The sequence below is a fragment of the Arthrobacter terricola genome (assembly GCF_004354015.1).
Classification (GTDB): Bacteria; Actinomycetota; Actinomycetes; order Actinomycetales; family Micrococcaceae; genus Arthrobacter; species Arthrobacter terricola.
Map to the genome: position 1 here is coordinate 1 of NZ_SMRU01000068.1, position 6,616 is coordinate 6,616.

Sequence of the window (6,616 nt, forward strand, 5' to 3'; positions counted from 1 at the left end):
CGTTCGCGGCGCTGAAAGACCCTGTCTCCCGGGAGTACTACGACCGCAAACGGGCCGAGGGCAAACGGCACAACCAGGCCTTGATCGCCTTGGCCAGACGCCGCTGTGACGTCCTGTTCGCGATGCTGCGCGACGGAGTGCTTTACGAGGCGCCGCAAATCAAAGCGGCCTGACAAAACCCCCACATTAGCCGGCATCCCCGGGACGCCGGTCGATACCCCGCGACCAAAACCCGGACCGACAACCGCCAAGAAAAACTGCTCCCACCCGCTTGACAAAGAACATAGGGACACCCCCCGGCCGGGCGCTGCGCCCGGTCGAGCTCGCCACTGACGAGACCGGATCCCACCGCCTGAACACCGTGCAGAACCCCTCGCCTGATACGCACGGTTGAACCATCGCGTGATGCCCCCGTGCAGGCACCCAAGCGATGCCCCGGGCTTTGGTGCCGGTGTCCGGGGTGTGCTCAGGCACCTGCGGCACGGCGGACCGGCATGAGTGTCCGCGGTGGTTGGGTACCAGCAAGGAACGTGGTGATCAGCCTGGCCAGGACGTCCGGCTGCTCGAAGGGAAGCGCGTGGGAGGCGCCCGGAACAACCGCCAGCTGGCCTGAGGGCAGGGCTTCGTAGAGCGAGATGGTGTGGGCGAGCGTGACGACGTCGTCGTCACCGACGACGACGAGGGCCGGGTGGGCGATACGCCCGATATCGGCCGTGGTGAGCTGCGGTTCCGAGGTGAACAGCGCGACGCTTTTCCGGAAAACAACCTCCAGGTGTTCCGCCCCGTCCGGGGAACGCTCCGCATATGCCGTGGCGAGTTCCTGCGCCATCGGCGATTGCGGGTCCATGTCGAACGGGACGGTGCCGTTGTAATGGAAATTCGTTCCGATCACGACCAGTCTGTGCACGAGGTCGGGCCGGCTGAGCGCGACCAGGAGCGCGACAATCCCGCCGTCACTCCACCCCACAAGATGGGCCGGGCCGTGGACGACGGTCTCGAGGACGCGCACGGTTTCGGCGGCCATGTCCTCATAGTCGAATGCACCCTCCGTGTCCGCGGTTCGGCCGTGCCCGCGACGATCAAATGCGACGACCCGGTAATCCTTCGAGAGGTCCCCGCCGATGCTCCGGAGGAGGTCATCGCTGTTGCTCATGCCCCCGTGCAACAGCAGCAGCGCAGCCCCGGGGCCGCCGGAATCGTCCACCCAGGTCGGATGCCCGCCGATATCCACGTAGCCAGCCATGCGCACATTGTCCCCCTGCGGCCCGCAGCACCACAACGGCCGGTGGCGTCAGGACCGCGGTTGATACTCGCCGTACCGGCAGGAACTGGCGGGCGGGGCCCGGGAAGTCCATCGGGGTCAACCAGCCCGGGCGCGGATCGTGCTCCGGTGCGACCGGAGCACACCTGCGGTGCTCATGATGCAACGGCTGTGGGGCGGGGCAAGATGGGGTTGCGGGCTCTCGGGCGTTCCTGGTCTTCGGACCTGAGGCCTCGTCGGCCGGTGGTTCCTCTGGTCGGGCGAGACTCAGTCAAGTACGTCCAGCCAGGTTGCTGACCGACGGTAGGCCCAACCCAGGGAGCACCTCCGGCGGCATGCCTGATCGGCCGGGAAACGTCCGCTTCAGGCTGCTTTGACAAGGGGTAGTTCGTCCCGGTGGGTGGTGTACCGGGGTGAGAGCATGTCGCGTTTCATGTTCCAGTCCGGGCCCCGCGGATCCCGGCGTGCCCGAGCCCGATCGGCCCCCGCCCATATTTCTTGCTGACCTATTCCCGGAGGGTGCCGATGCCTCGTTCCTCGTGCCGGTTCACGAAGGATTCGAGGGGTTGCTGGTTCCCGGTGGGGCGCAGGTCCGTGACCATGATCCCGGCGCACGTACTTCACCCCGTCGACGATCCGGGGCCCAAAGGCCATCAGTGCACCGGCCGGGGCAGACGGGTCCGCGACGCTTCGATATGTTGGTCGCGTAGGCAGGCAACCAGGGAAGGCGGAAGACGTGAAAGCGATCGTGTATGAACAGACAGGTCCGTCCTCCGTCCTGAAGCTCCGGAACAAACCGCTTTCCGAACCGGGACCCGGCGAGGTCCGTGTCCGCGTGGTCGTCTCGGGGGTGAATCCCACCGACTGGAAGTCCCGCGCCGGCGGAGGCGGGAGCACCACACTGGAAACACCGAAGGTTCCCAACCAGGACGGCGCCGGAGTGGTTGACGCGATCGGGCCCGGAGAAACCGCTCTCAGTGTCGGAGACCGTGTCTGGCTGTGGGATGTTGCCTGGGGCAGCAACGAAGGCACAGCCCAGGAGTACGTTGTCGTCCCTGCAGCCAAAGCCGTCCCGCTTCCTGACGCTGAATCCTTCGACACCGGCGCCTCCATCGGGATCCCCGCGCTGACGGCGCACCGGGCGCTGACAGCGAACGAGGACGGACCCGCGGTGCTCTCCCCCGGCGCGTTGGCGGGACGGACAGTCCTGGTGACCGGGGGTGCCGGCGCGGTGGGGCATGCGGCGATCCAGCTCGCAACATGGGCCGGGGCGACGGTGATAACGACCGTCAGCGGGGACCGTAAGGCCGGACTTGCCCGGCTCGCCGGCGCCGGCACGGTCATCAACTACCGGACCGGGGACGTCGTCCGTGCGGTGCGGGATGTGGCGCCTGACGGTGTGGACACGATCGTGGACGTCAACGCGCCGGCCAACATCGGGACCGACCTTCGCGTGCTCAAGCCCGGAGGAACGCTGGCCATCTATGCGGCGAATCCCGGAGAGTCATTGAATGTTCCCATCCGCGAGAGCATGTCCAGGAACGTCAGGTACCAGTTCGTCCTCACCTACACGGTCACCGACAAACAGAAACGGCACGCCGTGGCTGCCGTCGCCGAGGCGCTGCGTGCCCGTGCGCTCCGTGTCGGCGAAGACCACGGGCTGCCCGTGACGCGCTTTGCACTCGAAGAAACCGCCGCTGCGCATGACGCCGTCGAACAGGGCGCTGTGGGGAAGGTTCTCATCGACGTTGCCTCCGTGTCCTGACATGGAGTTTCGGCGGGCGTTGCAGATCGAGGAAGCCTTCGCGTCAGTACGGATTGGCCTCACGTCGGTACGGTGAACCGGTACCGGTCATCTGCGCCGGTGGATTCCGGGATGGTTGACTGTGCCCGGCACCGCCGTCCTGGCTGCCGGAATGCCCCGGTCAGCGGCGCCGGGACTCCCTCCCAAGTCTTCCCCGGCATGGCGACCCGGTACGGTTCAAACCGCGATTGAGCGAGTGGTTAAGCTGGGTGGATGGCGACAGTTATTCTCGTGCGGCACGGCCGCACCACAGCCAATGCCGCTGGACTGCTGGCCGGTCGGGCGGTCGGCATCCGCCTGGACCAGGTCGGGCGCGACCAGGCGGCTCTGACAGGAAACAGGCTCGCGGCCGTGCCCGTCGTCGGGGTCGTATCGAGCCCGCTTGAGCGTTGTCAGCAGACCGCCCGGCTCATCCTCGATCGCCAGTCCGGCACGCCGCACGCCCCGGTCGATCCCGATCTCACCGAGTGCGATTACGGCCAATGGCAGGGCCGCAAGCTCGACGATCTCGCGACCGAGGAATTGTGGCCGGTTGTGCAGTCACACCCCTCCACTGTCGTCTTTCCCGAAGGCGAATCCATTGCCGCGATGCAGGCCCGGTCGGTTGCGGCGATCCGGCGCCATGATGCAGCCTTCGAAGCCGGGTACGGGCCAGGAGCCGTGTGGGTGGCGGTGAGTCACGGCGACGTCATCAAGTCAATCCTCGCCGACGCGCTCGGCATGCACCTTGACCTGTTCCAGCGTATTAACGTGGGCCCGGCCTCCGTCTCAATCGTGCACTACGGGGCTGACCGGCCAAGCGTCTACGCGACCAACACCGACGCGGGTGACCTCTCGTGGCTGTCGAACGGCATTGTTTCCAGCGATTCGGCGGTGGGTGGCGGCTCAGGGCACGAGACGCCACGAACCTCATGCGCCTAGAATACTGACATGCCTACGCGCGTTCACGAGTTTGCCTGGCCTGATCGGGTCGTCGTCGGCACCATTGGCCTTCCGGGGGCGCGCACCTTCTACCTACAGGTGCGCGCAGGGACGCAGATCGTGAGCATTGCCCTGGAGAAGCAGCAGTCGGCTCTGCTCGCGGACAAGCTCGACGAAATTCTCGACCAGCTCGTCACCGTCGAGGGCAACCCCTTCAGCGTTCCCACTGGTACTCCCATTGAACTTGTCGACAATGACCCGCTTGAGGCTCCTGAGGAGCAGTTTCGCACCGGCGCCATGAGCTTGGGTTGGGACCCGACCACGGCCCAGGTCGTACTGGAGGCCTACCCCATCACCGATGCCGATGCTGATGACAACGACGGACCGCTGGATGAGGACGGCGCTGACGAGCCCGAAATGCTGCTGGTGCGAATGCCGGTCGGCACCGCCCGCGCATTCGCCAAGCGCACTCGTGAGATCGTTGCCGCGGGGCGTCCGACGTGCCCGCTCTGCGGTTACCCCATGGACGCGGACGGGCACACCTGTACTATTCCCGGGCTCTAATGCCGTCGCCGGACCTCGTGACCTCCGGGCTGACGCTCACCGGCCGCATCACGACGGCGTCAAACGCTACATTTCTGGGCAGCATCGGCGACGTGGTGGTCGTCTATAAGCCGATAGCAGGCGAGAGTCCGCTGTGGGATTTTCCCCACGGCACCCTGGCACACCGGGAGGTGGCCGCCTACCTGGTCTCGCAGGTCTTCGGCTGGGACATCGTGCCGCACACCTGGCTGCGCGATGGTCCGATGGGCAAAGGAATGGTGCAGCTCTGGCAGGAGCAAGACCCCGCCCAAAACGCCGTGAACCTGGTCGGGACCGACCACGTGCCGGAGACGGGCTGGAAACGTGTTCTCGAGGGCCGGGATGGGGCTGGACGGATGGTCACCCTCGTTCATGAAGACTCGCCGGCGCTCAGGCGCATGGCTGTGTTCGACGCGGTCGTCAACAACGCCGACCGCAAAGGCGACCACATTCTTGCCATGACGGACGGACACCGGCACGGGGTGGACCATGGGCTCACCTTTCACCGTGACCACAAGCTGCGCACGGTGCTGTGGGGATGGCTGGGAGACCCTCTGACCGCCGAGGAACGCGAGGGCATCGATCGTGTCAGCGAAGGACTGCACGGCGGGCTGGGCCGAAACCTGGCGGACTTGCTCAGCGCCGAAGAAATCGCATCGCTCGCCGCGCGCTGCACCGGGTTGCGCTTGGCAGGGCGGTTTCCGGCTCCGAGCGGTGAGATGTCGGCAGTGCCCTGGCCGCTGTTCTAGGGAAATTACGGCTACGGGCTTCGCAGGCTGTGCGACCTTGCGTCGTCCGCTCTGTGGGCGCGCCCGCAGCGCATCCTACGATAGGCAAGAACGGCATCTTAGGTCTTTGACCGACATTGATTGCGGCCGGGGAATCAGCGCTGACCGGGCTCCGCCCGGAGTCTTCCCCGGCATGGCCGTGCGAAGCCCGGACCGTGCAGCCGGTTCATTGCCGGTATCGAACCAGGCACGTGCCGCGCCTGGACAGAACCCGCCCGGATACGGGACTGATTTGTCTTGTGAATGGTAATGAATAATCGATAAAATGGAGACTGAATGATGATTTATAGATAACGACTTGCGATTCGAATGCCTCCAGGGACACTTCTGATGGGAATCATGGAGGCAACGCGCAAAGGAGGAAGTGCCCATGGCGGCGAAGAGGAAGCCTGAGCCGCGGCGCATCCGGCTGATGATCCCTCGGGCGGACGAATCGGCGCTTGCCTGGATCGATCTGCAGGACGATGCATCGGGTTCGATGCGGGCGCTCATCCGCGGGTCGATTGCCCGCGACGGCTACGTTGACGTGATCAACCAGCCGGTCGAGCGGCAGCCGCGACGCGGCCGGCCGCCGGCAGACATCAACGGACAGGCTGGTCCCGCCGGGCTGTCCGGGTCATCGGCGGACGGCACGGAGCCGTCAGTGCTTGGTCCGGAGGCGCAGGAACCGGCGGCGCCCGCTCCGTCGACATCGACTTTGCCGGCGCCGGTTGATGATGACCCGAGGACCAACGATGCGATCATGGACCTCCTCGCATGAGCGGCACCACGCGGAACGGAGCGCAGCCCCGCGGGATCCAGGCCGCGCCGGAGACCGTGGCATGACCTGGCGTGTTTTTCACCGCTCGGACGAAAAGGCCCGCCGGGCCATTCACCGGATCGACGCCCCGGGAAATCAGCCCGACGCCCTGCGGCGCGGGCCGGTCATCCCACACGAGACCAAGACACATCAAGGAGAGATTCCATGCCTGTACAGATGACTGAGGCCCGTGCGGCGAGGCTGACCGGCGGATTCGACGGCGGCAACGGCTATGTGAAGGCCAAGCTGCGCGGCGAGGTGGACGGCGCCGAGGTGATCGACCAGGTCGACCTGCCATCGGTGGTCTCCTCGGAGAACCGCAGCATGCCGAAGGTGCCGCTGGAGGACTCGACCGCGGCCGAGGTGCTGGCCGACCCGGATTTCTACAACCGGATCGAATGCTCCATCCAGTCCCCCTTGGTCAGCCGCACCGATCTGAAGACGTTCGGCCGCAAGGCGCT

Annotated in this window: 7 protein-coding genes and 2 pseudogenes; 7 read left to right on the forward strand and 2 right to left on the reverse strand. The window is 66.0% G+C overall.

Annotated elements, in window-relative coordinates:
- Positions 1–173 (forward strand): annotated as a pseudogene (locus E1809_RS25945) (IS110 family transposase); the annotation flags it as partial.
- Positions 174–466: 293 nt separating this feature from the next.
- Here the strand turns inward: E1809_RS25945 and E1809_RS25950 are convergent.
- A complete protein-coding gene (locus tag E1809_RS25950) occupies positions 467–1,243 on the reverse strand; it encodes an alpha/beta fold hydrolase (protein WP_133207100.1) in 777 nt (258 codons plus the stop codon).
- A 381-nt stretch (positions 1,244–1,624) separates the two neighbouring features.
- Positions 1,625–1,912, reverse strand: a pseudogene (locus E1809_RS25955) (DUF4113 domain-containing protein); the annotation flags it as partial.
- An 85-nt stretch (positions 1,913–1,997) separates the two neighbouring features.
- On the opposite strand from E1809_RS25955, the gene E1809_RS25960 reads away from it, so the two are divergent.
- The 6 genes from E1809_RS25960 to E1809_RS25985 form a co-directional block, all read left to right on the forward strand.
- Entirely contained in the window at positions 1,998–3,026 is a 1,029-nt protein-coding gene (locus E1809_RS25960) for an NADPH:quinone reductase (RefSeq protein WP_133207101.1), read from the forward strand.
- Positions 3,027–3,278: 252 nt separating this feature from the next.
- A complete protein-coding gene (locus E1809_RS25965; protein ID WP_133207102.1) occupies positions 3,279–3,986 on the forward strand; it encodes an MSMEG_4193 family putative phosphomutase in 708 nt (235 codons plus the stop codon).
- A gap of 9 nt (positions 3,987–3,995) precedes the next feature.
- On the forward strand, positions 3,996–4,550 hold the full coding sequence (locus E1809_RS25970; RefSeq protein WP_133207103.1) for a DUF3090 domain-containing protein: 555 nt from the start codon (positions 3,996–3,998) through the stop codon (positions 4,548–4,550).
- Positions 4,550–5,317 carry an SCO1664 family protein gene (locus E1809_RS25975; RefSeq protein ID WP_133207104.1) on the forward strand — a complete coding sequence of 256 codons (768 nt, stop codon included), beginning with the start codon at positions 4,550–4,552 and terminating at the stop codon, positions 5,315–5,317. The genes E1809_RS25970 and E1809_RS25975 overlap by 1 nt, the downstream gene beginning before the upstream one ends.
- Positions 5,318–5,726: 409 nt before the next feature.
- Complete coding sequence (locus tag E1809_RS25980; protein ID WP_133207105.1) at positions 5,727–6,116, forward strand: hypothetical protein; 390 nt, start codon at positions 5,727–5,729, stop codon at positions 6,114–6,116.
- Between the two features lie 204 nt (positions 6,117–6,320).
- Positions 6,321–6,616: hypothetical protein (locus E1809_RS25985; RefSeq protein WP_205754347.1), on the forward strand; the 296-nt coding region annotated here is incomplete at its 3' end.

What these genes read in the sequence shown, in the direction of transcription:
- E1809_RS25950 (WP_133207100.1), bottom strand. Translation starts at nt 1,243, where the DNA reads ATGGCTGGCTACGTGGATATCGGCGGGCATCCGACCTGGGTGGACGAT.
- E1809_RS25965 (WP_133207102.1), top strand. Translation starts at nt 3,279, where the DNA reads ATGGCGACAGTTATTCTCGTGCGGCACGGCCGCACCACAGCCAATGCC.
- E1809_RS25970 (WP_133207103.1), top strand. Translation starts at nt 3,996, where the DNA reads ATGCCTACGCGCGTTCACGAGTTTGCCTGGCCTGATCGGGTCGTCGTC.
- E1809_RS25975 (WP_133207104.1), top strand. Translation starts at nt 4,550, where the DNA reads ATGCCGTCGCCGGACCTCGTGACCTCCGGGCTGACGCTCACCGGCCGC.
- E1809_RS25980 (WP_133207105.1), top strand. Translation starts at nt 5,727, where the DNA reads ATGGCGGCGAAGAGGAAGCCTGAGCCGCGGCGCATCCGGCTGATGATC.